Raw genomic sequence first — 24931 nt, 5'->3', positions numbered from 1 at the left:
AAATAAGAAAAACGATCTTTTTTCATCCCTGTAATAAGTTTAAGTTATAGCAGTCCTTAAAAGGCAGACCGGCATCTCATTGAAATTACCAAGTGTACGAAGCTAATCGTTGTAGGTAAGCAAAAAAGTCTAGTCCCCTTTTTCAAGGCAAAAAGGGTGGGGAACCAATAAGTTAATGTGCCATGGCAAAGACTCAGGCCACCGCTTCTGTTTCTTCCAATAATTCCAAGCGGTATCCGTGCTGATAAACCGTTTTAATCCGATAAAGGCTATCACCTTTAATGTTCAGTTTCTTTCGTAATGAGCTTATATGAGCATCAACCGTTCGAGTACTGATGTCACAATCAATGCCCCATACCTTCTTTAACAGAAATTTTCTTGAATAGAGTCGCCCAGGATTACGTAAGAATAAGACACCCAACTCGAACTCTTTAGTGGTGAGATTGATCGGTTTTCCTTCCAATGAGATTTGTTTTAGTCCCAATGAAACCTGATAGGGTCCGAACTCAAAACAATCCTGATGCATGGTATAACGAGCATTCTGCACCAATTTATTAGCACAGCTCAGCAAAGTATTGGGTTGTATGGGGCGCGTCAGGAAGTTATCTCTATGATGTGCACAGGCTTGATGGAGCCCCTCTTCATCGTTTTTATCAGCGATAAAAAGTATCGGTCCATGCCATTGCAAGAATTCACGAACCTGTTCTAACATCCAGTCAGTTGTGTCGTCATTCCGCCATTCGATGATCAGCAGATCGAATTCTTCGGCCTCAAGTTGACTGAGAAGATGCTTCCTATCTCTACCTATATAGCATTGGTAGCCTGCTTCTCTCAAAACATTAAGATGTGGTTCGTCAAACTCCAGCTCTTGAGCCAAATGTAATACTTTTGGTAATTTTGACATAGTTCCTTTCTCCCTTTGTCATTACTAGCTCTGCTCGCTCTGTGGCTCCTTGCAATGATCGGCTCGAATCTATACTGACTGATGCCTACTCTTTAATTCGTATATTTTTTATACGCTTTAACTACACTAGCAGATTTTAATGAAATGTAAAATCTTTAAGTAGCCAAATATAGCACCGCCCTTAAGTCGGCTTGTCTGCAATAAAACTACTCCGACCATTAAGATTAAATGTGGTTATTTGCTTCTAAATTACTGTAAAATGCACCATCTTATTTTTTGCTTACTGCGTCACAATGGATCGGCTTTAAAATGCCGCTCCAAGTCGATAAACTGGCTTTTCAGCGAAAATAACCGAAAATAAGCTAACTTTACTGTTACTTTTCTCTTACTTGGGTAGTGATATGGCTCATATTTTGCTTTTACATGGTCCAAACTTGAATCTTCTCGGTCAACGCGAGCCTGAAGTTTATGGCAGCGACACCCTGGACAGCATCAATATGGCCGCAAAAAAGCAGGTTGAAGCTGCCAACCTACGCTTTTCAAGCTTGCAAAGTAACTCCGAAGCTGAGCTAATTAACGCTATTCAGCATGCAAAAACCGACAATGTGTCGCTAATTGTTATCAACCCTGCTGCTTTCACTCATACCAGCGTTGCTTTACGTGATGCTTTGTTGGCAGTCGATATTCCTTTTATTGAAGTGCATCTATCCAATCCCCATCGTCGCGAAGCTTTTCGTCGTCACTCCTATTTTAGTGATGTCGCTCTAGCCGTGGTGGCAGGTTTTGGGGCGGACAGCTACCGCTACGCCATTGATGCAGCCATTAAAACCCTACAACATTAATAGGTAGTTATTTATGGATTTACGCAAAATTAAAAAACTCATCGAATTGGTCGAAGAATCAGGCGTTGCCGAACTTGAGATTCAAGAGGGCGAAGAGTCGGTACGTATTTCACGTCACAGTTCTACAGCTCCTGCGCCAGTTCATTACTCAGTCCCGCAAGCAGCACCTCAGCAACATTCGCCAGCACCTCAACAAGAGAGCGCTCCGGCTGAAGCGGCTGAGCCAGAAATGAGTGGCCATATTATCCGTTCACCAATGGTCGGTACCTACTATGCCGCTCCATCTCCTGGCGCTAAAGATTTTGTCCAAGTTGGCCAACAAGTTAAAGCAGGCGACGTTCTGTGTATTGTTGAAGCCATGAAAATGATGAACCAAATCGAATCGGATGTTACCGGTACGGTTAAAGCAATTCTTGTATCCAACGGCGAGCCTGTTGAATACGACGAGCCAATGTTCATCATTGAGTAAATCCTGCGGCTAAATTTAGCCCGATGAATTAATAGGACACTGAATATGTTAGAAAAAGTGGTCATAGCCAATCGCGGTGAAATTGCCCTGCGCATTTTACGCGCCTGCCGCGAGTTGGGAATCAAGACCGTCGCCGTGCACTCAACCGCTGACGAAGACTTGATGCACGTTAGACTGGCCGATGAGTCAGTGTGTATCGGTCCCGCTTCAGCGCAATTGAGCTACCTAAATATCCCAGCGATTATTTCGGCGGCTGAAATTACCGATGCTGTTGGTATTCACCCAGGTTACGGTTTCCTTGCCGAAAACGCCGACTTCGCCGAACAAGTTGAACAAAGTGGTTTCACTTTCATCGGCCCTAAGGCAGATACCATCCGACTGATGGGCGATAAAGTCTCTGCAATTGCTTCGATGAAAAAAGCTGGCGTGCCTTGTGTACCTGGCTCTGATGGTCCACTGGGCAACAACGAGAAAGAAAATATTGCCATGGCCAAACGTATTGGCTATCCAGTGATTATCAAAGCTGCCGGTGGTGGTGGTGGTCGCGGTATGCGTGTTGTGCGCCAGGAAAGCGAATTAATAAAAGCGATTGAGTTAACTAAAGCTGAAGCCGGTTCTGCATTTAATAATGACATGGTTTACATGGAAAAATTCCTTGAAAACCCACGTCATATTGAGATTCAAGTATTAGCAGACAGCCACGGCAACGCGATTTATCTAGGTGAGCGCGATTGCTCGATGCAGCGTCGCCATCAGAAAGTGGTTGAAGAAGCTCCTGCCCCAGGTATTTCTGAGCAAATGCGTCGACATATTGGCGAACGCTGTGTGCAGGCCTGTAAAGAAATTGGCTATCGTGGCGCAGGTACATTTGAGTTCTTGTATGAAAAAGGCGAGTTCTTCTTTATCGAAATGAACACTCGTGTTCAGGTTGAGCATCCAGTGACCGAACTGATCACCGGCGTTGATATCATCAAAGAGCAATTGCGTATCGCTAGCAACCAGCCATTATCGTTCAAGCAAGAAGATATTAAATTGAACGGCCATTCGATTGAGTGTCGAATTAACGCCGAAGATCCGGATACTTTCATTCCCTCTCCAGGCGTTATTCAGCGTTACCACGCTCCAGGCGGTCCCGGTATTCGTATTGATTCGCACATTTATGCAACCTACAAGGTTCCGCCCTATTACGATTCGATGATCGGTAAACTGATCACGCACGGCGAAACTCGTGAAGTTGCTATTGCACGTATGCAGATGGCGCTGGAAGAAATCGTGATTGATGGAATTAAAACTAATATTCCATTACAGAAGCGAATTCTTGCTGATGCTAACTTCCAAAAAGGTGGCACTAATATCCACTATTTGGAACAGCATATGTTCGCTGAAAAAGAGTAAGCATCTTTAGCTCACATAGCACGATCTTAAGCCGCTCACTGTCTCATTAGAATTAGTCGAGCGGCCTTTTCCATTCTTCTTAAGAAACCTTAGATCTATCAGCCTCAAACCCTGCCTCTTTCTGATAGGCAACCAATAATAAATCTCTTACATAATGGTTTCGCGCTGACGACACTTGCCGGCGACGCGATTCTTCTGCGGCAGTTTTCCAGTCTTCAATTTTCATAGCGCCATTAAATTTCGGCCAAGCTGAACGTAAGTTAGTCATACCTAAATTAAAAATCATATCGAACAAGGCCATTTGCACTTCATCGGGTAATTCATCGAAGTCTCTGTAAAAGCCATTTTTTCGATTATATAGCCGACATAATTCGTCATGAAAACTATTAATATGATTTAACAGTAACTTCTCGATATCCTCATCCAGCATGATGAGACGAGTAAATTGCTTGTAGTAGCTGGCTTTATAACGGTGCAGACTTTCAGGTCCATTCAATTGCACAAACTGGTATTCGGCTTGTTTCTCTTCCACGGTAGCCTTACGCAACCACCAACCGAACATTCGAGGTATGTAAAGAGGAAGTTCTGCGGCGGTGGCCTCTGAAGCAACGTGATGACCAATCCCAATCGTTACTCTACCTACAGAATCTAAATAGAAATGATTAACGCGACCTTCAAGCCTTTCAATCTGCTCGAGCAATGCATCCTTTACGCTGTCCTTAAGCGACATAATAACTCCTTGTTCCTTTTGCAACCTTCACTTTTAATGAAAGCGACTAACCTTCTCTGTTAGTCTTCCTTAAGTTATAACAAGTTACCCTTTCCAATACAATTAGCCGATTAGTAGATCCTGCGCTTTCCCTCTATAATAGCCACAAATTATTGATTTACTTTTCTCATGGCCTGGATTCAACTCAAATTCGACTATAAAAACCCTGATGCTGACTCATTAAGCGACTATTTAATGGAGCTTGGTGCGTTAGCAGTAACCTTTCTGGACGCAGAAGATAAACCGATTCTCGAACCAAAGCCAGGCGAAACTCCACTATGGGAACACCTTGTTGTCCTGGCGTTATTTGAAGCTGATATTGACACTAACTCTATTGATACTGCCATTCAATCTCACCAATTTGCGCAGCATATCGGTGACCAATATGAATGGGAAATCATTCGCGATCAGGACTGGGAGCGCTCATGGATGGACAATTTCAAACCGATGCAGTTTGGGCAAAGAGTCTGGATCGTACCCAGCTGGTGTGAAGCGCCTGAACCTGATGCGGTTAATATCAAACTTGATCCCGGCCTTGCCTTTGGTACTGGCACTCATGCCACCACCGCATTATGTCTACAATGGCTGGATGGTTCTGATCTCACAGGTAAAACGGTGATCGATTATGGCTGCGGCTCTGGCATTTTAGCCATCGCTGCTTTACTGCTTGGTGCGGAAAAAGTCTACGCGGTTGATATTGATCCGCAGGCGATAGAGGCTACTAAACAAAACCTTCAACGTAACGGCATTAACAGTAATAGACTGGTGTTAGGCTTGCCTGAGCAAGTTGAACTACCGCAGACGGATATTCTGGTCGCCAATATTCTGGCCGAACCTTTGCGCCAGTTGGCAGAATCTATTGCAAATTCGGTGCAAGTAGGCGGTAATCTGGTATTATCAGGCCTGCTTGAAACTCAGGCTGCTGAATTAAACAGCCTTTACAGTCAATGGTTCGAGATGGATGATGCCAAAGTTCAGGAAGACTGGGCACGTTTATCAGGAACCAAAAAATCTTAACTCTTAAATGTTGTTTTGGGCTTTTCACTATTAAGTTGTTCTATGGGGTAGTCATTTCAGAGCTATGAGCGAAACCTTTTTAACCAACTGTCCACACTGTAAATCTGTGTTCAAATTGCGTCGTGAGCACCTTGAAGTGGCGTCCGGGCATGTCCGTTGTGGTAATTGCCATTCTTTATTTCTGGCAACCGATTCCTTGGTGTCGTTAGATAAAGAAACGCAAAAAGCGCAAATGGAAGAGACGGTTGAACAGGCAGAAGACAAGATCATGGATAGCGCTATCCCAGAATTGACCGACGAAGATAAAAGCGAGCATTACGAGCTGGCGATTGAGGCTACTCACAGTTCTGCGCCACACTTTTTCAAGTGGTTCATCTATTCCTTGGCCGGGCTGATCTTAATATTCCTGGGAATATGGTTTCTATATATTTGGCCAAACAAAGCAGTATTGTCACAGGATGCAAGCTGGCGCCCTGTGCTGCAGACTTCCTGTAAAGTATTTCAGTGCGTAGTACCACCATTGCAGGACTTAAAGCAGTATCGTGTTAGCTCTATTGATGTGTCTGAAAGTCCTGGTGGGCAAAAAGAAGTCAGCATGGTACTAAAGAACTTGGCAGACTTTGCCCAACCTTTCCCCAAAATACAGGTTATTTTGAGCGATATTAAAGGTAACCAATATAAAAGCCCAGTTTACTCGCCCGAGCAATATTTGCCCGAAGTGAACCACAATGCCCTGATCCAGCCAAACCAATCGGTACAAATTGGCTTTAGTTTTAATAGTAGCCTGGAGCATTACAGTGGCTATCAAGTGCAGCTGGTTCAATAAATACATCGAGCAAATGCATATAGGTACCCATTGTAAGCATATCCAATGACCAATTTAATATAGTATTTACGAATTACACGTAAGCCGTTGACGGCTATATTGTCAAGCAAAAAATTGATGCTTTTTTATACAAATTCCGTTCAAAAAGCTATTTAAAGCGTGTATGATCGGCCACCTTAAATTCAACCCTGATGGCGCTTATGCGAATTGGTCCTTATCAACTAGACAATCCGTTGATCCTGGCGCCGATGGCGGGTGTGACTGATCGTCCCTTCCGTCAACTTTGCAAAGAGCTTGGGGCTGGCCTGACCGTTTCTGAAATGATCGCCGCCAACCCACAGCTTCGTAATACGCGTAAAAGCATGCAGCGTAGCAATCATCAGGGAGAGCCAGGCATCCGCTCTGTGCAGATTGCCGGTGCTGAGCCAGAAATGTTAGCTCAGGCCGCGCAATACAATGTGCAAAATGGTGCTGAAATTATTGATATTAATATGGGATGTCCCGCCAAGAAGGTCTGTAAAAAGGCCGCTGGTTCAGCACTTTTACAAGATCCTCAGCTGGTGGAAGACATTCTGAATGCCGTTGTGGCCGCGGTTGAGGTTCCGGTCACCCTTAAGATCCGCACTGGCTGGAATCATGACAACCGAAATGGTGTGCAGATTGCCCGGATTGCGGAACAGGCAGGCATTCAGTCGCTGGCGGTTCATGGCCGTACCCGCGCTGATAAATATCTGGGCAACGCTGAATACGACACAATTGCGACGATTAAGCAGTCAGTATCGATTCCAGTGGTTGCCAATGGCGATATCACCAGCCCCGAAAAAGCCAAGTTTGTATTGGATTACACCGGCGTTGATGGGTTGATGATTGGTCGCGGCGCACAGGGCAATCCGTGGATTTTTCGCGAGGTTTGGCACTATCTGCAGACTGGAGATAAGCTCGCACCACCCAGCTGGCAGGAGGTGCGCCAGGTGTTACTCGGCCATATTGCCGCTTTACACGAGTTTTATGGCGCTGTGATGGGACCTCGCATCGCACGCAAGCATGTTTCCTGGTATTTGCAAGAACAGGCAGATGCCAATGAGTTTCGTCGAACCTTCAATGCCATCGATGATGGTGCTGAACAGTTGGGCGTTTTAGACCGTTATTTTGAACAAAAGCAACAGGCTATAGCAGCATGACTATCTTTGATACAAATCTAACTCGAGAAAGTAACAACCAAGACAACCCTGTAGACGGTAACTCGTTTGCATCAAACCCAACTTTGCGTGAGCACGTTGCCATGTCAATGCAGAACTATTTAAAGCAGATGCATGGTCAGCCGTTAAGCGAAGTGTATGACTTGGTTCTAACGCAAGTAGAAGAACCATTGTTACGCGCCATTATGGACTACACGCGCAACAATCAGACTAAAGCCGCCCAGGTGTTAGGTCTTAATCGCGGTACCTTGCGTAAAAAGCTTAAACGCTACAATCTTCTGTAACACAAACAGTCACCTCAAATTAGGGTTCGTATCAGAACCCTAAATTTTTTAAGGAGCTACCATGTCTAACTATCGCCCAGTCAAGCGCGCATTGATCAGCGTTTCTGACAAAACTGGTGTAGTTGAATTTGCCCAAGCCCTTGCCGATAAAGGCATCGAAATATTATCCACTGGCGGTACTGCAAAATTGATGCGCGACAACGGCATCACAGTGACCGACGTTGCGGATTACACCGGCTTTCCTGAAATGATGGATGGCCGAGTTAAAACCTTACACCCTAAAGTTCATGGCGCAATCCTAGGTCGTCGCGGTATGGACGATGACGTTATGCAGCAACATGACATCATTGGCATCGATCTGGTTGTAGTAAACCTCTATCCTTTCGAGAGCACTATCGCTCGTGCGGATGCAACCCTTTCAGATGCGATTGAAAACATTGACATTGGCGGACCAACCATGGTTCGTTCTGCAGCCAAAAACCATCAAGACGTCACTATCGTCGTCGAAAACGATGACTTTAGTGAAGTGGCACGTCAAATTACCGACAATGGTGGTGTTGATCTGCCAACCCGATTTCGTTTAGCGGCTAAAGCTTATGCGCACACCGCACGTTATGACGCAGCCATCTCCAACTACCTTGGTGTGCAGGCAGCGGATGATAACAGCGAATTTCCACCAACCTATTCTGTGCAATACAAGAAAGCACAAGATATGCGCTATGGTGAGAACCCTCATCAAACCGCTGCTTTCTACGTTGAGCATAATCCGCAAGAAGCCAGCGTTGCTACGGCTAAGCAATTACAGGGTAAAGAACTATCCTTTAATAATGTAGCTGATACCGATGCCGCGCTTGAATGCGTAAAAAGCTTTGAAGAACCGGCTTGCGTTATCGTTAAGCATGCCAACCCTTGTGGTGTGGCTATTGCTGACAACATTGGTCAGGCTTATGACCTTGCATTCCAGACAGACCCAACCTCAGCGTTTGGCGGCATTATTGCCTTTAACCGCGAGTTGGATGGCAACACAGCAAAAGCCATTGTTGAGCGTCAATTTGTCGAAGTTATTATCGCGCCTAAAGTGTCTGATGAAGCCAAAGCAGTTGTCGCTAGCAAACAGAATGTTCGTCTGCTTGAGTGTGGCGAATGGTCAGCGTCTCTTGCTGCACACGATTTCAAACGCGTTAATGGCGGCCTGTTAGTGCAAGATCGCGACCTGGGCATGGTCTTTGAAGATGATTTACGCATCGTCAGCAAGCGCGAACCTAGCAAAGAAGAAATGCGTGACCTGATGTTCTGCTGGAAAGTGGCCAAATACGTTAAATCTAATGCGATTGTTTATGCACGCAATGGCCAGACTATTGGCGTTGGTGCCGGTCAGATGAGCCGTGTCTATAGTGCCAAAATTGCAGGCATTAAAGCTGCTGACGAGAATCTTGAAGTTAAAGGTTCTGTGATGGCATCTGATGCTTTCTTCCCATTCCGCGATGGTATTGATGCAGCTGCTGAAGCCGGCATTACTGCCGTGATTCAGCCTGGTGGCTCGATTCGCGATGATGAAATCATCGAAGCTGCCAATGAGCATGGCATGGCTATGGTCTTTACTGGCATGCGCCATTTCCGTCATTAATAAGTGTTTGCTATAGGAATTGATATGAACGTATTGATTATTGGTAGCGGCGGCCGTGAACATGCTTTGGCATGGAAAGTCGCTCAATCTGCTAACGTCGAGACAGTATTTGTAGCACCCGGCAATGCCGGCATCGCACGAGAAGACAAAGTGCAGACGGTTGCAGTTGGCGCTGAAGATATTGATGGCTTAATCGCTTTTGCTAAAGACAACAACGTCGAGCTGACTATTGTTGGTCCGGAAGCGCCGCTGGTCATTGGTGTAGTAGATGCTTTCACTGAAGCTGGTTTGAAATGTTTTGGCCCAACTAAAGGTGCTGCACAGCTGGAAGGCTCAAAAGCCTTCACCAAAGACTTTTTAGCACGCCATAATATTCCAACCGCGGCTTACCAGAACTTCACTGAGATTGAACCAGCCAAAGCTTATGTTCGCGAAATGGGTACGCCTATCGTAATCAAGGCTGATGGCTTAGCCGCAGGTAAAGGCGTGATTATCGCTGAGACAATCGAACAGGCCGACGAAGCGATTGACGATATGTTGGCAGGCAATAAATTTGGTGATGCTGGTCACCGAGTAGTGGTTGAAGAGTTCCTGAAAGGCGAGGAAGCCAGCTTTATCGTGATGGTCGACGGCAAGAATATTTTGCCATTAGCAACTTCACAGGATCATAAGGCTCGCGACAATGGCGATACAGGCCCCAATACAGGCGGCATGGGTGCCTATTCCCCTGCTCCGGTCGTCACGCCTAAAATGCATGACCGCATCATGCAGCAAGTGATTATTCCTACGGTTGAAGGCATGGCTGCAGAAGGTCACCCCTACACTGGCTTTTTGTATGCCGGCGTGATGATTGATGCTGATGGTGTACCGAAAGTATTGGAATATAACTGCCGTTTTGGTGACCCTGAAACCCAGCCGATCATGAGTCGCTTACAATCAGATTTGGCTGAGCTATGTTTAGCCGCACTTGATGGCAAGCTCGATTCAACCACAGCCGAGTGGGATTCACGCGCAGCAGTAGGCGTGGTGTTGGCCGCTGGTGGTTATCCAGAAAGCTACAACAAAGGCGATGTCATTCATGGTCTTGACTCTATTTCCGGCGCTAAGGTTTTCCACGCTGGAACCGCCGAAAAAGATGGCCAGATTGTGACCAATGGCGGTCGTGTTCTGTGTGTTGTCGCCTTAGGTGATTCTGTGACTGAAGCTCAGGCTAAAGCCTACGAAGGAGTCAAGCAGATCAACTGGGATAATGTTTATTACCGTACTGATATCGGTCATAGGGCAATTGCTCGCGAACAGGCAAAATAAACCCAGTTCATTGACCATTCATCAAAAAGCCTTACACTAACCCGTAAGGCTTTTTTTATGCATTAAAACAATAGAAGCGGACTGGTTTTTACTTGATTAAAAAGATTCTTAAATGGACTGCATGGATCGGCGCCTTTCTGGCGTTACTGTTTGTGATCGCCTACTGGACTTCGCCCTATTGGGTACCCGGCCAGTTGGCCAAATTTCTGCCACCATCAATTAAGCTAGAAACGCTCGACTTAGATCGTCCCGGTCTGACCCGTACCAAGGTCAAGCAACTCACTCTACAAATTGATGGCGAGCAAACCATTAATTTAGAATTACACAACACTCAGCTTCGCTATTCTTTGTGGCAGAAAAAGCTGCTCGGCGTTTCCGCTGAAAAAGCCATTATCCAAATAGCTCCTTCAACAAGCGAGTCCGGTACCGCTGATTTTAAATTGCCTGAGACAATCACAATTCCACCGCTTCCTCTTAATCAGTTATCAATTGATGAAGTGCAGCTTAAAGGAATAGGCGGTCAAAGCTTTGATCTGACCGATATCGTATTTAAGGCTAACGACAAGCAGCTCAGTTTAGACAGCCGCATTGGTTGGATGGGTTTAAACTTCACTCTCCATTCTAAGATTCAGCATCAGAACAACAATCTTGAGTCGCTAACACTTAGATTAATGCAAGACGATAACCAGCTGACGGTAAATGCAACGCCTTTGTCTGATTCCAGCTGGCAACTTGGACTAACCGGTGAAATTAAACGCATTCCTTGGGTGCAAATTTACTCTGCCGATCTAGACGCTGTCAGTTTTAACCTAGCTGCCACTCTTCAACAAAAAGCCGATAAGCAATTTATAACCACACTTAAAGAAAACAGCAGGCTACAGATTCCGTTAAGATTAAATCCCGCATGGTTTGAGCAAGAGGTAACAAGTTATGCAAAGGAATATGGCTTAACCTTAGACACACAACAACTTGATAACAAAGTTAAGCTTGAACTGGTTGCTAAAGAGGAAACGCAGCTTGACTTCAATCTTGAAACACAGCTCGTCAAAACCAATGGTAAGTTAGAGCTTACCGCTAACAATAATAACCTACAAAGCACGGCTTCAATTGATAGTGTCTCACTCGACCTGACTAAAACACTCACCGCACCTGAACAAAAGGCTTCAGCTCAAGTTTCTCTTAACCTGAATTTACCCAAGACCAGTTATCGCACTGCTGACAAAGGCATTAACGTTAATTCTGAATCGCTCAAGGCTTATATTGATGCTTCAGCCAGCTTGCTTGATGGCAAGCTTCAGCTGAAAAGCCAGCAGTTACATCTCGACCTTGCTAATAGCACTTTGAAAGGTAATGCCTACAGTGTTAATTTACCCGCCCACCAATGGCAGGGCGCTGTTGATTGGACGCAAAATTTGAGTGGCACACTCAGCGAACCAAACAAGACTAAACCATCAGTTGTAACTGACAAAAAGCTTAACTTACAGCTTATAAAACCCGTTGGTCTTAAACTTGTTTTAACCGATGAAACGGTTAGTGCCACTCAGCTGATGGCTCAAATCGATCTTACTAACGACATTTTCAAAGCACATTATTCTGCAAAACAACTGTCACTGACCAAGCAACCCCTAACGCTCTACGACATCAAAGGTTCGCTAAAACCAGATCCGTCTAATGCGGCAATTAATGGTGAGCTGAGCTTTATTCAGGCCAGCTATCTCAATGACAATATCGCCGTGGATTATGTCAGTGGTAAATTTGACTGGAAGCTACTCAAGCAGACCTTCACTGCCAAAGGCTCCTTACAGCATTCACAAAATACGATTCCCGTTCGTTATGTTTATAACCTAAAGTCAGGTACACACAATCTTCAGGTTGATCGTTCAAGTTTGCCGATGATGACATTAAAAAGTTGGACGCCTTTTTTAAAAGCTTATCCAGCATTGAGGGTTACCGGCGGCGATCTCAATATAAAGAAACTGTCAGGCGATCCCCTGAAACTGCTTTTTGAGGGGGCTCTAAGTGTAGACAATTTAAGTTTGCTCTATGACAAGCTTGCCCTCAACAATGCATCGGTTACCGATAACTTGAGCAAACAGTCTTCCTTGCAGGGTTCGGTCAATGCCAAAGTTGAAAGCATTGAGTTAGCTGCCGGAATCGCTATGACTAACCTCAGTTTTAAGCTTGAACATACTGCTACCGACTATCGTTTCCATGATATCAGCGGTCAATTACTGGGGGGCACTATTAGCATCCCACGTTTTGATATGCATAAAACTTCGATCAAGCCATTCACGCTCCTTTTGTCGGATATCAACTTGCAAAGCCTTCTTACGGCCTTGGAAAGTGAGAAGCTTTCGGTCTCCAGCAAATTTGACCTGATACTGCCATTAGTCATCAAGCCCGATTCACGGCAGATCATCAATGGTACTTTTATCAGTAAAAAACCTGGTATTCTCAAGCTCAAATCAGATGGTGGCAAAGAAGCTAACATTGCCTTTCAGGCGCTGGAAAACTTTCATTATAAAGAACTCAGCGGTACTATTGATTACAGTAGCGAAGGCGATTACATCATTACCCTGTACACGCTTGGCTCTAACCCTGATGTTTATAATGGCTTCCCTATCAAGTTGGATCTGACATTACGTGGCAACCTCCCCAACCTGCTCTATTCAATGTTGGTTACCGGGGATATGGCGACGCCCGTGCTGGATGATTTAAAACAGAAGGATTTACTCAAAATTCAGTGATCATTCATGTTAAGCTCGTAGAATAACAGTTATCCTCAGTTAATAATCTGTGTAAGGAACTAGTATGAAATTAAGCGGATTACCCTCTTTACTTGCAGTCGCCAGCCTATCTTTGATGGCAACGGCTTGCACCGTAAAATTGGAAGCACCAGACAAGCCTATCCACATCATCGGTGATTTCACCATTAAGCATGAAATTGTGGTTAAGGTAGAACGTGAATTGGATAAGGCCTTGAGCGAAGACTCAGGGTTATTTTAGGAGAGAATATCATGACCCTATTACGAAAATCGTTACTGACTTTATTGGCAACTTTTATTTTTGCGGCCCAGGCAGCTGCTCTGGATATTGGCACCCTTAAAGATCAAGGCGTTGTGGGTGAAATGTCTACAGGTTATGTGGGCATTGTAGTTTCTAATCCAAGCGCGCAAATCCGTTCTTTTGTGCAAGATATTAACGATAAAAGACGTACTATCTACGCACAGGAAGCACGTAAAGCCAATATTACTTTAGCGGAAGTTGAGGCCATTGCGGCGAAGCGAAATCTGGACAAGACCCAGCGCGGCCATTACATTAATATCAATGGTGCATGGCGTAAAAAGTAACTGATTGCTCAGTTCCTTTAACCGGTCTCTAAGCCTTCGGTTGTGTTGCAACAATCGAAGGCTTTTCTTTATAACTTAACCACCAATCTTTCAGCTTGGAAAACTTAGTCTGCCATTGATACTCGGCATGTCTGAAATCCAGATAGTCCAGCACAGCAATTAGATTAATGTGGATGGCTGAAAAATTCTTTGGTAACTCATTGAGTCGCTGCTCAAGGTAGTCTAAGCCACGATCAATACTCTTGATGAATCGTTCTTGCCAAAAGTCAGATTGCAATTCCGCACGCATTTTATCCTGCTGCCAAGCGACAGCTGAATCCAATAGCCCCCGCGTCAATGAATATAATGTTTTTAGATGCCAATCGTTGTTAATTTCATTAAACAAACGATTACCTGCCTGTGCATCCAGATATTCGCAAATGACCTGACTATCAAATAGTGCATTGCCACTGTCATCAATCAGACAGGGAACCTTGCACAGCGGATTGGCTTCAATTAACTCCGTAGGATTTTCAAAAGGATGTCGGAACACTTCTTCTACTTGTTCGCTCAAACCTAATTCCTGGACAAAAATTCGTGCAGCTCGAGCATACGGCGAGGCGGTTGAATATATCAGTTTCATAAAAGCTCCCATCTTCTCTCAATCAATTGGCAACGACAGCACGACCTTCCGCCCATTGCCTAAGCGCGACCATTTTTTCTGCCATCACTTTAGATAATGGGCTGGTAGCTGCAACCTCACCCAGCAAAGTTTCGTCACATAAAGGCTTATCACCATAATGCGCAGCGTATAAGCCTGCAATGACTGCCTGCTCAATTTCTGCTCCACTAAAGCCTTCAGTAGCTTCAGCCAGCTTTTGCAAATCAAACTGCTCTGGCTCTTGTTTGCGTTTGCTTAAATGGATGTGAAATATTTCCTGACGAGAGTTATAATCTGGTAAATCAACAAAAAAGATTTCATCGAGTCGCCCTTTACGCACCAACTCTGGTGGCAAAGCTGAAATATCATTGGCGGTTGCGACAATAAAAATGGGTAGCTTATTTTCCTGCATAAAAGTCAGCATGGTACCCAACACTCTTTTAGAAGTTCCGCCATCGTTATCGCCCGTCGAGATCCCTTTCTCTACTTCATCCAACCATAAGACACAAGGCGCCATCATCTCAGCCAGCTTGAGTGATTCACGTAGATTCTTTTCGCTTTCACCATGCCACTTGCTGTACAAGGCGCCAAAATCCAGACGCAACAACGGTACGCCCCACATCCCGGCAACGGCTTTTGCCGCCAGCGACTTACCACCACCTTGCACGCCCACCAGCATAATTCCTTTCGGCTTATCCAGCCCCATATCCTGATCACTTATAAAGATCTTACGGCGCATCTCCAGCCATTGTTTGAGCTTTGTCATACCGCCAACATCGGCAAAGTGTGCCGTTTCATATTCATAATGCACCGCGCCTTCCAGATCTAATAATTCATATCGGGCTTGATTCACTTTATCCATTTCGCAATCGGTAATGGCTCCATCATCGTAAATCAGGTTACGAATGATTTGCTGAGCATCACTCAAAGTCAGGCCAGTTAAGTTTTGCACCAATCTTTGCATCGTTGCTTTATCAGTTCTTACTTTTCGTCCTTGATTATTAAGCGCCCACCGGGTTGCTTCTGCATGAATTAACTTCTCCAACTCTTGATTACAGGGAAGCCGTAATTCGAACTTTGCGGAAAAGCGTCGTATTTCTTCCGGCAGCTTCAACTTGTGGCTGACCAGCACCAGGGTTTGATGATGTTTTTGAAACTGCAGTGCAATATCTTTAACCAAACGTACCTGCTCAGGATGCTGCTCATCCAGAAAAGGATGAAAGTCATAGAGAACGTAAATTCCCGGGCGTTCCATGCGTTTGATATGCTTTAAACAATCATCCGGTTTTTGCGTATCCTCTAATGGTGCAAAGTGCGAACTTGTCATTTCAACCCGGCGTAGACCTTCTGTTAAATGCCAACCAAACAGTGGCTTTTTGAGCTTAATCGCTACTTTTGTCAGTAGTTCAGTGACTCGAGCTTCTTCGTGCGACTCAATAACTATGATGGGATTTTTGGATTCAATCAGTATTGCCAGATCGTTTTTTTCTAAAGTATCGCCCATGGTTAATAAATTGCCTCTATTTCATGCTTTAAATGGCTAACGCCCGAGATTAACTTTCTTATGATTTATCGCTACAATAGCTTTTCTTTGAGCGAATAAGTGTAGCAGATCTATGCGTCAATACAGCTTTTTTGATCGACTTTGTCTGGTAGCAGACTCAGCGCTGAAGACCACTCGGGGCATTTATGATGCAAAGCCTCGACCTAACCCGGCGCACGACATTGATGAATCTAAAATGTCTGATCAAGATAAGACCCATGCCGCGAGCCTTATGCGTATTAATCATACTGGCGAAGTCTGCGCCCAGGCTCTGTATCAAGGGCAAGCACTGACCGCCAAACTACCCAATATTCGTGACAAGATGGAACAGGCTGCGCAGGAAGAGGTCGACCATCTGGCCTGGTGTAGCGAACGCATTCACGAGCTAGGTAGCCACGAGAGTCTGCTCAACCCCCTCTGGTATGCAAGTTCCTTCACTATAGGCGCACTGGCCGGTATAGCTGGTGACAAGTGGAGCCTGGGATTTGTCGCTGAAACCGAGCATCAGGTCTGTCGCCATCTCGATGATCACCTACAAAAGCTACCGATTCAGGACAGCAAGAGTCGTGTCATATTGCAACAGATGCGTGAAGAAGAACTGAAGCATGCCACCGTTGCCCTGGAGCATGGCGCCGCCGAGCTGCCCAAGCCAATAAAAGGCGTAATGAGCCTGATGTCAAAGGTTATGACCTCCAGCGTTTACTACGTATAAGTTGTCCCAACTATTAAAAATTTCTATCAATGAATTGATCTGAATCACTTGGCACTACTTCAGGCCAAGAGTAGAATGTAAACAACAATCATTCTCAACAAGGTCTCAACATGTTACTTCGCAAAACCTTATCAGCCATTATTCTTGCAGCAGCAACATTGTCCGTTGCCCATGCAACCGATGTCAGACATTTCAAAGGTGAAAAGCCAGAAACCATGGCCGAAGCCATTGCTATCATAGAAAAGTACAATGCCCAGCTAGAAGGACGTATTCAGTACGAATTAACCCCATATACTATGGCCGAAATCCACCAGATGTCTTACAGCCTGGAAAACGCATTACAGTTTATTGAAGCACACCTAGACAAGACTCAGGACAATCTAGAAAAAGTTCATATTGCATCAGAAACCAATGACCCGGAAACAGTGCAAAAAAAAGGTAAGGAATATCTTCAAGGCACAAAAGATTTGTTAGGAAAGTAATCTACTAACCTATAAAAAAGGGTAGCTCATGGCTACCCTTTTTGTGACTCAGTTAACTCTTCTGCGATGATAGCCGAACCTCATCATCATCAGTGAAGCAAGCATCAATAACAGTAGCCAATTTGTAGAACCACCGCCGCCTGAGTCACCATCACCCGCACCATTATCTGGATTAGGGTTGGTGGTTCCTTCAGCCTTCTCCAAGGAAACTTGCACCTCAGCCACAGAAACATTTCCAACAGTATCGCCCACAGCAACTTTGAAAGTAATGACTGCATCTTCTTCTAAGTCAGGTACTGTAAATGAAGCAATCGCTTGATGTGCATTGTTAAGATTAATATTTTTGCCTTCCACAATACTCCATTGAAAACTTAGTGCTTCTCCTTCTTTATCACTTGAAGCATTCGCATCCAACTTAACTACACTCCCTTCTACAGCAGAGGCAGGAGCGCTAATAACAATTTCTGGAGCTTGATTTACCTCAACACTTATTTCTTTGGTTGCCGTACTACTATTATCATTAGCATCAATAACTTCCAACTCAACTGTCAGATTAGTACCTTGCTCTATTAAAGGTAACTTAATACTTGCCTGAGCATTACCATTATTCTCAATTTGAGCACCCTCATAACCAACTAACTTCCAGTTATATTCCACAATATCAGCCTCTCCCATTTCAGACAGAGAGCCATCTACAGAAACTTTATAGCCAGCAACATAATGGTTTTTATCTGTATTGAAGGATGCTAAAAGTGTTTTACTCAAGCTCAATGAATAAGGCTCACAGCCTACTATGTAGTTACACCCTTGCATAAACAACCACTCTCCATGACCTTTACCTATCGGAGAGCCTCCATAATAACCATTATTACTGAAGTTTATACTTTGGTCTTGGTTTAGAAAAGTTAACTCTCCTGATTCCTCAAGAGCAATTAACTGATTGCTCCCATACTGACCGCTAGCTTGTATAAAGTTAATATTTCCAACTTTTATTATAGAATGTATGTTATCGTAACCGTCTGGGATAACTCCATATTCACTAAGTCCATTTTCGCTATATTGATAAAGCTGATAACCTACATACTTATTAAATATCCAGTCAGAGTTATCCTCAGTTGAAACCTTTGCCACTTTAAGACCATCTGAACTTTCTATATACAAGTTGTTCGCAACACCGTTCTCATAAACATGAAGATAGTCACGATAAGAATCTGCTGGTTGTGCATTGAAATATAATCTGCTATCCATAGCTATAGCCTCACCTCTCACATCTGCGAAACTATCTATACGATTGAGTACACCATCTTTCAAGCTCCAAACACCATACAAATCTGTCTCATAACTACTTAACAGAACTGCTACTTCCTCAGATAATTGATAATACTTTGAGTCATTGCAATTCTTACCAGACAGCTCCCCGATATCCATAGCCTCTAAGCCATTGGCAATATCACTTTTGTATACCACTGTTGTATAATCAATACATTGCTTTAGGTAGATATGCTGCGAATCCCAAATGATTTCCCTTTCATATGATGAGGAGAACTGCAAACCATTATCCTCGATCTTTATCAGGGACATGCCATCAAGCTTCCAAAGACCTGCAGAATCCCCAAAACCATCTGTGAAGTAAATTCCATGTGGAGTATTTATAAGTTTTGTCTCATTTGAAACACCATCTAATTCCTCAATTATTCGAGCTTCCTCAGGAGATATAAACCACAGTGCTCTTCTTGTACCCCCTTCATAACCGCTAATGAAGTACAATCCAACACCATCATTTAGAATTGATAGTTCACTTTCGTTAAATGTATATTGGGATAGTCGATATGAGCTTCCCTCTTTATGTATCCAAATCTGAAATTTTGAATTAAAGCCACTTCCTTCTTTTACTAAATAAATAAGATGATCATCCACATTAAATAACATCTCAGGACTTACATTCAAAATTTCATTAAATTCAGCATCGATAAGCAGTGCTTCGTGTCCATCAGATTCCCATAAGGTTGTACCTAATTCATCATGCTCCGCGATAAAGTATGTCTTATCTTTCAGTGCAGTGAATTGTCTGGGATAACTACCGCCTGTATTACTTGAAACTGTTAATTGATTTACTATGTAATTATCAATTACCGATAGTAGGTATTGGCCTCCTGCAGTCTCTCCATTAAGAATATAAATTTTGTTATTTAATTCATCAGCTGCAAGGTAATCAACGCTTTGACTTTCAAACACTAATTTTGAGTTAGCTACTCCAAAGTCGGTATCTATTTCATACAATTCGATAATAGAGTTATATTTTTTAGCTATTACATAAACCTTATCACCCATAGAGAAAGGCTGGTAATCGTATACCTCTTGGTCACTTATTATCTCTGTCGCGATACCATTGCTTATGACTGACACACTAGGTATAGCTTGCCCATCTTGATACTTGTTACCTTGGATAAATACTTTGCTGTTCAATTCTAACAGTCTAGTATGGCCAAAAAACTCATAATATTCATATCCTGTACTTACATCATAAAGTCCGGCTCCATCACTGAACTTTACCTTTTCTCCCTCTACCCCGGACTCATAATAATATAATGTACTACTTACTCGAGTCAGGTGTCTTATATCCCATACTTCTCCTTCGATATAATTCGTCAATTGATCAATATCAGCCCCATTAAACTCCCAAATCTGTTGCACATCACTTCCTACAGGCACTGCAAGCAAGGTCAAATAGTCTCCTTGAGCTAAAATTTGATCAGTATCTATATGGCTAAAGCTCTTTAATGGAGTTATTTGATCTTCACTCAAAAAACTAAGATCAAAAGAAGATGGCGTGACATTATAATTATTCTCTACTATATAAATTCCAGCGGTTGTTTTAATTAATCGAGATATTTGATGATCACTAGTATAAATAGTCTCTACAACGCCAGCTGATTTCTTTCTCAATTCGTGAGACGAACCATCGCTAAAACTAAAGTAAATTTCATTATTAAAATAAGTAACGTCATGAATTGAATAAAAGTTTTCATTCCCTGTAATCGTATGAAGTAAACTACCTTCTCCATTAAGCTCAACAATGGTATCAACGTTATTTTCATTCGAGCTAGTCAATGCAAAATATTTACCATCTACTTCTTTTAGGTTACCAGTGTGGATAGGTACTCCCAGATCAAGTTCAATGAATTCACCATTAGGATCATCAAGATAATAGACAGAGCTAGTATTTGAGCCCGGTTTCTTTGCAGAGACATACAGTATATTTTCTGACTCAAACAGTATTCGTATGCCACTGGACTCTCTACCTGGAATAGTTTCCAAAGCTAAACTTACATTATTATCTTTATCCACCTTCCAGAGTTCTGCTCCGAACTCAGGAATTCTACTTATAAAATAGAGGCTACCTTCAAACGTTATAGAGTTATTCATATCTATAATACCCGCGTCTACAGGCAGTTGACCTATGTCCTTTACGATTGATAGCGGTTTAGAAGGTGAAAAGTAATAACTGAACGCAAGCACCAGTGGCAGAATCACCAACAAGATTCCATATTGTATTTTTTTCATATCCCAGCCATTTTATTATAAAAGGCGTATTATATGCATTTTTGACTTGTGTTCAATTTTTCGACACTTTTATTACAATTTAGTCCCACACTTCTTACAAAACTCCGCATCTTTATCGTGCCCTTCGTAGGCACAGGCTGGGCAAGCATTATTGGTAACATCTTTTTTCTTCATAACTTCGCGAGTGATTTCTGCGCTATAGATCCCGGTCGGTACTGCTATCAAGCCGTAACCTAGAATCATGATGCAGGATGCGAGAAATTGTCCGACGGGAGTTTGGGGTGAGATGTCGCCGTAGCCAACGGTGGTTAGGGTTACGATGGCCCAGTAGACTGAAGTCGGAATACTGCTAAATCCATTTTCAGGACCTTCAATGACATAAACCAATGAACCAAACACAACCACAGACATAAGAACCGTGTACAGGAATACACTAATTTTAGTACCACTATTTCTCAGCGCATTCATCATCAAGCTGGCTTCGCCCATATAGTTAGCCAGCTTAAAAATCCTGAATATTCTCAGTACCCTTAAAATACGAATAATAAGGAAATACTTTGCGTCGACAATAATTAACGTTAAATAAGTAGGAATAATTGAGAGTAAATCCACCACCCCATAAAAGCTTTTTGCATATTGCAGAGGCTTTCGGACACTTATTAAACGTAAGATATATTCAATAGTAAACAAGATGGTGAAAGCCCATTCCGCTGCAAGCAGCAGACTACCGTATTGTACCGAAATCACTTTTACGCTATCGAGCATGACAGCTAACACACTAATAAAAATTGTGATAATTAAAGCCACATCAAATGACTTGCCAGCAAAGGTGTCTGCTTCAAAAATTACTTCATGAATTTTTTCTCGCCAGGGCGATAAGGGCTCACCTTCGTCAAATTTATGCTTACGGTATTTTAGTTGTGGCGTCATTAATCCTTCCTGCTCTGTCATTATCTTCATTGCTTATAATATGATTCTAATCAATTATTACGATTAGTTATAGGTGGTATGTAACAACATCTATTTAGCACTTCCTAATTTAAGGCCAGCCTTTACCTGACGGTATACCATTATTTTATGTGAGGTTTTTGTTATTGATTTTATTGATCTATGTAACTTTTTCTCGGTTTCTTTATCTATTAGTCTGATTATAATGATGTTGAATTCTTTTCATGTGATTTTCACAGTCAAGGGTGTAAAAATAGGTGATTTAGACGTCTAAACAGTGTAAAATCCGCCTACTTTTTGACCAGCATTTTAGTGTTGTTAAGTTGGTTTACATCATTCTGTTTTAAATAAAAGGTAACTTAATAGAAATGAGCAATTATTCCGTATTTACGTCGGAGTCCGTTTCCGAAGGACATCCAGACAAAATTGCCGATCAGATTTCCGACGCGGTACTTGATGCAATCCTTAAGCAAGATACCAATGCGCGCGTTGCTGTGGAAACCATGGTTAAAACGGGTATGGTAATTGTCGCAGGTGAAGTTGCGACCACTGCATGGGTTGATATTGAAGAGCTTGCACGTAATACCATTAAGCAAATTGGCTATAACAGCTCTGAAATCGGTTTCGATTGGGAATCTTGCGCGGTACTGAATGCTATTGGCAAGCAAAGTCCTGATATTGCTCAAGGTGTTGATCGCGATGATCCAGAAGCGCAAGGTGCCGGCGACCAGGGTTTAATGTTTGGTTACGCCAGCAATGAAACCGACGTGCTTATGCCAGCACCAATTACTTACTCACACCGCTTAGTGCAAAAGCAAGCTGAACTTCGCAAAAACGGTACGCTAGCATGGTTACGCCCAGATGCTAAAAGCCAGCTCACCTTCCGCTACGAAAATGACCAGCCAGTAGGTATTGATGCTGTCGTTTTATCCACTCAACATAGCCCCGAGATTTCTCTAAAAGATCTACAGGAAGCTGTTATCGAAGAAATCATTAAGCCAGTTCTACCTGCTGAATGGATCAGTGACAAAACTAAATATTTCGTTAATCCGACCGGTAAGTTCGTTATCGGTGGTCCAATGGGCGACTGCGGCTTAACGGGGCGTAAAATTATTGTTGATACCTATGGCGGTATGGCACGTCACGGTGGCGGTGCTTTCTCCGGCAAAGATCCATCAAAAGTTGACCGTAGCGCAGCGTATGCTGGTCGTTATGTTGCCAAAAACATCGTTGCCGCCGGTCTTGCCGATCGTTGTGAGATTCAAGTGTCATACGCAATCGGTGTTGCCGAACCAACATCAATCAGTATCAATACCTTTGGTACCGGCAAAATCAGCGAAGACAAACTCGTTGGCCTGGTTCGCGAACATTTTGACTTGCGCCCACGCGGCTTAACTAAAATGTTGAACTTGCTACAACCAATTTATCAGTCCACAGCAGCTTATGGTCACTTTGGCCGAACTGAAGACAGCTTTACTTGGGAAAAAACCGATAAAGCCGAAGAGTTACGTGCTGCAGCCGGATTATAATCTATTTACTTTTACACTCACTGAACGGCCTTTTATCGATCAGCTTTCGATTTAAAGAGCCCTGAAAAAATTTAGGAAAATTATGACTGACCACATCATTAAAGATATTGCTCTCGCTGACTGGGGCCACAAAGAAATCGACATGGCAAAAAGCGAAATGCCTGGTTTGATGGCTGTTCGCGAAGAGTACGGTTCAGAACAACCTCTTAAAGGTGCTCGCATTGCGGGTTCTTTACACATGACCATTCAAACGGCCATGTTAATTGAAACCTTAATTTCACTAGGCGCCGAAGTTCGTTGGGCGTCATGTAATATTTACTCAACTCAAGATCACGCCGCTGCTGCAATTGCCGATCAAGGCATTCCTGTTTTTGCCTATAAAGGCGAAACTTTGGATGAGTACTGGGAATATACGCACCACATCATGGAATGGCATGATGGCGGTTCTCCGAACATGATTTTGGATGATGGTGGCGATGCTACGACTCTTCTTATTCTTGGAACTCGTGCCGAAAAAGATATTTCAGTATTAGATAACCCAAAGAGCGAAGAAGAAGTAGCCTTATTTAAAGCTATCAAAGTTAAGTTGTCCGAAGACAGTGACTTTTATTCTCGCACTTTAGCCAATATCCAAGGCGTGACTGAAGAAACGACCACAGGTGTTGCTCGCCTATATCAAATGAAAAAACGTGGCGAACTTCCGTTCCCAGCCATTAACGTCAATGACTCAGTGACTAAATCTAAGTTTGATAACTTATACGGTTGCCGTGAGTCTCTAGTAGACGGTATTAAGCGTGCTACTGACGTCATGATTGCTGGTAAAATTGCTATCGTTTGTGGTTACGGTGATGTGGGTAAGGGTTCTGCTCAATCGCTTCGCGGTTTAGGTGCAACAGTTTGGATTACTGAAATCGATCCAATTTGTGCACTACAGGCTGCGATGGAAGGTTATCGTGTTGTGGACCTTGAAGATCCAAACATTGTTGAGCAAGCAGATATTGTGGTAACGGCGACGGGTAACTATGACATCATTCGCCATGAACACATGGAGCGTATGAAAGATCAGGCTATCGTTTGTAACATTGGTCACTTCGATAATGAAATCGACGTTGCCAGCCTGGAAAAATACGAGTGGGTCAACATTAAAGAACAGGTTGACCAAATCAGATTCCCTGATGGTAAACGCATTACCTTATTGGCTAAAGGCCGCCTAGTGAACCTTGGTTGTGCCACCGGCCACCCAAGCTTCGTAATGTCCAACTCATTCACCAACCAGGTGTTAGCACAGATTGAACTGTGGAAGAATGGCGATAAGTACGACAACGATGTTTATATCCTGCCTAAACATCTTGATGAAAAAGTAGCGCGCCTGCACCTTGAAAGAATCGGTGCGCGTTTGACAACTCTTCGCCAAGACCAAGCAGATTACATCAACGTACCGGTTGAAGGCCCTTACAAGCCAGAACATTACCGTTACTAATTTTTGTAATACATTGCTCTATAAAAAAGCCGGCTATTGCCGG

Annotated in this window: 22 protein-coding genes; 16 read left to right on the top strand and 6 right to left on the bottom strand. The window is 43.4% G+C overall.

Annotation, left to right across the window (positions count from 1 at the left end; all coding sequences use genetic code 11):
* Nucleotides 1–193: 193 nt before the first annotated feature.
* Nucleotides 194–904 carry a response regulator transcription factor gene (locus KKOR_RS01265; protein WP_012800193.1) on the bottom strand — a complete coding sequence of 237 codons (711 nt, stop codon included), beginning with the start codon at nt 902–904 and terminating at the stop codon, nt 194–196.
* 401 nt (nt 905–1305) lie between these two features.
* On the opposite strand from KKOR_RS01265, the gene aroQ reads away from it, so the two are divergent.
* Genes aroQ through accC form a run of 3 tightly spaced genes read left to right on the top strand, consistent with a single transcriptional unit; the run spans nt 1306 to nt 3610 of the window.
* Nucleotides 1306–1746 (top strand): type II 3-dehydroquinate dehydratase, encoded by a 441-nt coding sequence (gene aroQ / locus KKOR_RS01260; protein WP_012800192.1) that lies wholly within the window; start codon nt 1306–1308, stop codon nt 1744–1746.
* Nucleotides 1747–1759: 13 nt separating this feature from the next.
* Nucleotides 1760–2215, top strand: coding sequence for an acetyl-CoA carboxylase biotin carboxyl carrier protein (accB, locus tag KKOR_RS01255; RefSeq protein ID WP_012800191.1), 456 nt, complete (start codon nt 1760–1762; stop codon nt 2213–2215).
* A 45-nt stretch (nt 2216–2260) separates the two neighbouring features.
* Nucleotides 2261–3610, top strand: coding sequence for an acetyl-CoA carboxylase biotin carboxylase subunit (accC, locus tag KKOR_RS01250; protein ID WP_012800190.1), 1350 nt, complete (start codon nt 2261–2263; stop codon nt 3608–3610).
* A gap of 79 nt (nt 3611–3689) precedes the next feature.
* Here the strand turns inward: accC and KKOR_RS01245 are convergent, their stop codons facing one another.
* Nucleotides 3690–4340 carry a hypothetical protein gene (locus KKOR_RS01245; RefSeq protein WP_012800189.1) on the bottom strand — a complete coding sequence of 217 codons (651 nt, stop codon included), beginning with the start codon at nt 4338–4340 and terminating at the stop codon, nt 3690–3692.
* A gap of 168 nt (nt 4341–4508) precedes the next feature.
* Here KKOR_RS01245 and prmA point away from each other — a divergent pair, with 168 nt between their 5' ends.
* The 9 genes from prmA (at nt 4509) to KKOR_RS01200 (ending at nt 13990) form a co-directional block, all read left to right on the top strand.
* Nucleotides 4509–5396, top strand: coding sequence for a 50S ribosomal protein L11 methyltransferase (gene prmA / locus KKOR_RS01240; protein ID WP_012800188.1), 888 nt, complete (start codon nt 4509–4511; stop codon nt 5394–5396).
* Between the two features lie 64 nt (nt 5397–5460).
* Nucleotides 5461–6222, top strand: coding sequence for a zinc-ribbon and DUF3426 domain-containing protein (locus KKOR_RS01235; RefSeq protein ID WP_012800187.1), 762 nt, complete (start codon nt 5461–5463; stop codon nt 6220–6222).
* Nucleotides 6223–6422: 200 nt separating this feature from the next.
* Entirely contained in the window at nt 6423–7403 is a 981-nt protein-coding gene (gene dusB / locus KKOR_RS01230; RefSeq protein ID WP_187287324.1) for a tRNA dihydrouridine synthase DusB, read from the top strand.
* A complete protein-coding gene (fis, locus tag KKOR_RS01225; protein ID WP_012800185.1) occupies nt 7400–7705 on the top strand; it encodes a DNA-binding transcriptional regulator Fis in 306 nt (101 codons plus the stop codon). The genes dusB and fis overlap by 4 nt, the downstream gene beginning before the upstream one ends.
* Nucleotides 7706–7766: 61 nt before the next feature.
* Nucleotides 7767–9332, top strand: a complete 1566-nt coding sequence (gene purH / locus KKOR_RS01220) for a bifunctional phosphoribosylaminoimidazolecarboxamide formyltransferase/IMP cyclohydrolase (protein ID WP_012800184.1) — start codon at nt 7767–7769, stop codon at nt 9330–9332.
* Between the two features lie 24 nt (nt 9333–9356).
* Entirely contained in the window at nt 9357–10640 is a 1284-nt protein-coding gene (gene purD / locus KKOR_RS01215; RefSeq protein ID WP_012800183.1) for a phosphoribosylamine--glycine ligase, read from the top strand.
* 92 nt (nt 10641–10732) lie between these two features.
* Nucleotides 10733–13387, top strand: a complete 2655-nt coding sequence (locus tag KKOR_RS01210) for an intermembrane phospholipid transport protein YdbH family protein (protein ID WP_012800182.1) — start codon at nt 10733–10735, stop codon at nt 13385–13387.
* A 64-nt stretch (nt 13388–13451) separates the two neighbouring features.
* The gene (locus KKOR_RS01205) at nt 13452–13646 is read left to right on the top strand and encodes a YnbE family lipoprotein (RefSeq protein WP_012800181.1); all 195 of its coding nucleotides are present in this window, start codon (nt 13452–13454) and stop codon (nt 13644–13646) included.
* A gap of 11 nt (nt 13647–13657) precedes the next feature.
* Nucleotides 13658–13990 carry a YdbL family protein gene (locus tag KKOR_RS01200; protein ID WP_012800180.1) on the top strand — a complete coding sequence of 111 codons (333 nt, stop codon included), beginning with the start codon at nt 13658–13660 and terminating at the stop codon, nt 13988–13990.
* Nucleotides 13991–14018: 28 nt separating this feature from the next.
* Here the strand turns inward: KKOR_RS01200 and KKOR_RS01195 are convergent, their stop codons facing one another.
* A complete protein-coding gene (locus KKOR_RS01195) occupies nt 14019–14612 on the bottom strand; it encodes a glutathione S-transferase (protein WP_012800179.1) in 594 nt (197 codons plus the stop codon).
* A 22-nt stretch (nt 14613–14634) separates the two neighbouring features.
* On the bottom strand, nt 14635–16134 hold the full coding sequence (locus KKOR_RS01190) for an AAA family ATPase (protein ID WP_012800178.1): 1500 nt from the start codon (nt 16132–16134) through the stop codon (nt 14635–14637).
* Nucleotides 16135–16246: 112 nt separating this feature from the next.
* On the opposite strand from KKOR_RS01190, the gene coq7 reads away from it, so the two are divergent.
* On the top strand, nt 16247–16885 hold the full coding sequence (coq7, locus tag KKOR_RS01185) for a 2-polyprenyl-3-methyl-6-methoxy-1,4-benzoquinone monooxygenase (protein WP_012800177.1): 639 nt from the start codon (nt 16247–16249) through the stop codon (nt 16883–16885).
* A 110-nt stretch (nt 16886–16995) separates the two neighbouring features.
* A complete protein-coding gene (locus tag KKOR_RS01180) occupies nt 16996–17367 on the top strand; it encodes a DUF6746 family protein (RefSeq protein ID WP_012800176.1) in 372 nt (123 codons plus the stop codon).
* 48 nt (nt 17368–17415) lie between these two features.
* Here the strand turns inward: KKOR_RS01180 and KKOR_RS01175 are convergent, their stop codons facing one another.
* Nucleotides 17416–20931 (bottom strand): PKD domain-containing protein, encoded by a 3516-nt coding sequence (locus KKOR_RS01175; RefSeq protein ID WP_012800175.1) that lies wholly within the window; start codon nt 20929–20931, stop codon nt 17416–17418.
* 72 nt (nt 20932–21003) lie between these two features.
* The gene (locus KKOR_RS01170; RefSeq protein ID WP_012800174.1) at nt 21004–21861 is read right to left on the bottom strand and encodes an ion transporter; all 858 of its coding nucleotides are present in this window, start codon (nt 21859–21861) and stop codon (nt 21004–21006) included.
* Between the two features lie 386 nt (nt 21862–22247).
* Here KKOR_RS01170 and metK point away from each other — a divergent pair, with 386 nt between their 5' ends.
* Together metK and ahcY are read left to right on the top strand one after the other, a co-directional pair.
* Entirely contained in the window at nt 22248–23408 is a 1161-nt protein-coding gene (metK, locus tag KKOR_RS01165) for a methionine adenosyltransferase (RefSeq protein ID WP_012800173.1), read from the top strand.
* A gap of 82 nt (nt 23409–23490) precedes the next feature.
* Nucleotides 23491–24888 carry an adenosylhomocysteinase gene (gene ahcY, locus KKOR_RS01160; RefSeq protein ID WP_012800172.1) on the top strand — a complete coding sequence of 466 codons (1398 nt, stop codon included), beginning with the start codon at nt 23491–23493 and terminating at the stop codon, nt 24886–24888.
* The last annotated feature ends 43 nt before the right edge of the window (nt 24889–24931 follow it).

This window comes from Kangiella koreensis DSM 16069 (assembly GCF_000024085.1).
Taxonomy (GTDB): Bacteria; Pseudomonadota; Gammaproteobacteria; order Enterobacterales; family Kangiellaceae; genus Kangiella; species Kangiella koreensis.
Note: the sequence above shows the minus strand (reverse complement) of the source record. Positions and strands in the feature narration are given on the sequence as shown.